The organism is Xenorhabdus sp. SGI246, from assembly GCF_040838225.1.
Taxonomy (GTDB): Bacteria; Pseudomonadota; Gammaproteobacteria; order Enterobacterales; family Enterobacteriaceae; genus Xenorhabdus; species Xenorhabdus indica.
Genome location: NZ_JBFPEZ010000141.1, coordinates 1 through 1,287, shown reverse-complemented (window position 1 = coordinate 1,287; position 1,287 = coordinate 1). Strand labels below are relative to the sequence as shown.

At 39.9% G+C, this 1,287-nt stretch carries 3 protein-coding genes; 1 reads left to right on the top strand and 2 read right to left on the bottom strand.

Features of this window, described 5'->3' with window-relative positions:
• A partial coding sequence (locus ABLA85_RS18525; protein WP_367965787.1) for a SymE family type I addiction module toxin occupies positions 1 to 241 on the top strand: 241 nt, incomplete at its 5' end.
• 103 nt (positions 242 to 344) lie between these two features.
• Here ABLA85_RS18525 and ABLA85_RS18520 read toward each other — a convergent pair.
• Both ABLA85_RS18520 and ABLA85_RS18515 read right to left on the bottom strand, forming a co-directional pair.
• Positions 345 to 746 (bottom strand): immunity 22 family protein, encoded by a 402-nt coding sequence (locus ABLA85_RS18520; RefSeq protein WP_367965786.1) that lies wholly within the window; start codon positions 744 to 746, stop codon positions 345 to 347.
• A partial coding sequence (locus ABLA85_RS18515; protein WP_367965785.1) for an RHS repeat-associated core domain-containing protein occupies positions 743 to 1,287 on the bottom strand: 545 nt, incomplete at its 5' end. The genes ABLA85_RS18515 and ABLA85_RS18520, both read right to left, overlap by 4 nt.

The following is a 1,287-nucleotide window of genomic DNA, read 5'->3' as shown; positions in this document are numbered from 1 at the left end:
GCCGCAAAATAACAAGGCCAACGCCCCGCCTGCGATCCATCTTAAAGGCCAGTGGCTTAAGGCCGCCGGGTTTGATAAAGGTTGTACCCTGACCGTGAAGATTATGGATGGCTGCTTAGTGCTTATTCCTGACAGCGACGAGACCCGCACCATCAAGCAACAGTATCAGCGCCAGCAAGACCAGCTCAGTGAGATTAAGCTGCGGATGCGCGAACTGATTGGCGACTATAAAAGCCGCTAAAGGCAGGCACTGAGCGGCTTTTAAAAAAGAAGAAAGCCGGAAGATCATGGGGATCTTTCCGGCTTCAATTCTAGATATAAGATATTAATCTATTATAATTAAACTAATCACCCTCAAATAACCCTATATATTTCAGTCCATTGTATTGTTCTTTATATGGAGGGTTTATGTGTAGTTCTGAATCCTGATACCAAAAAATGGCATTTGCGTCTTTTAATCCTAATTTGTCACATATGTCTTTTATTGATTGAAATTCATCTTGATCAACAGCAGCATCAATTAAAATTTCATCTATAGAGACACTTTCATCGCGACGCGGAATTATTCCTATAAAATCCTCATCGTACCATTGAAGACCAACATCCTTACAAAACTGGCAAAGTTTATAGTTAGGATCATCAAAATTGCCTTCAACAGAATAATCTAGCTCAAAATATTTTATATATTCGTCTTCAGAGGAAAAATTATTTCCAATCCATAAATGCACTCTATTTTCAGTTGTCATTTTCCGCATTTCCCAGTATATATCATGTGGTTACGATGATGTCTGACCATTATTTTCTTGGCATCAAATTTACTTTTAGCGTTTTTCAGGTCTGCAATTAATTTATTATGAAAATGCCTACCTGCTCTACTTCCATGATGCCCGCCATCTGGTACAGGATTTCCTTTGGAGTCCGTTACATTTGTGAACGTAATCTTATCTGTATCTACAACATATTTTTTTAGTTCTTCTGCTGTAAAACCTAATTCTTTTGCTTTAGCAGCTAAAGAAACAGGAAACATTTCATGTTTTCCTCCTGCCCCTCTTAAAGCGGAAGAAACAGATGCTTTATTATTTATAATGTCTTGAACTGTAGCTTTATCAAACCATTCATTAAATTTACCAGGTTCCCATGCAGCCCATCCTAGCGGGTCTATAAATCGTGCCGGGTTTTTCACGTAAGCATAATGATTATCGCCTCCCGCTAACCCAATAGGGTCGGGCGTCAAGTACTGCCCCGCCACCGGCGAATAATATCTGTACCGATTGTAGACCAGCCCGC

What these genes read in the sequence shown, in the direction of transcription:
- ABLA85_RS18520 (WP_367965786.1), bottom strand. Translation starts at nt 746, where the DNA reads ATGACAACTGAAAATAGAGTGCATTTATGGATTGGAAATAATTTTTCC.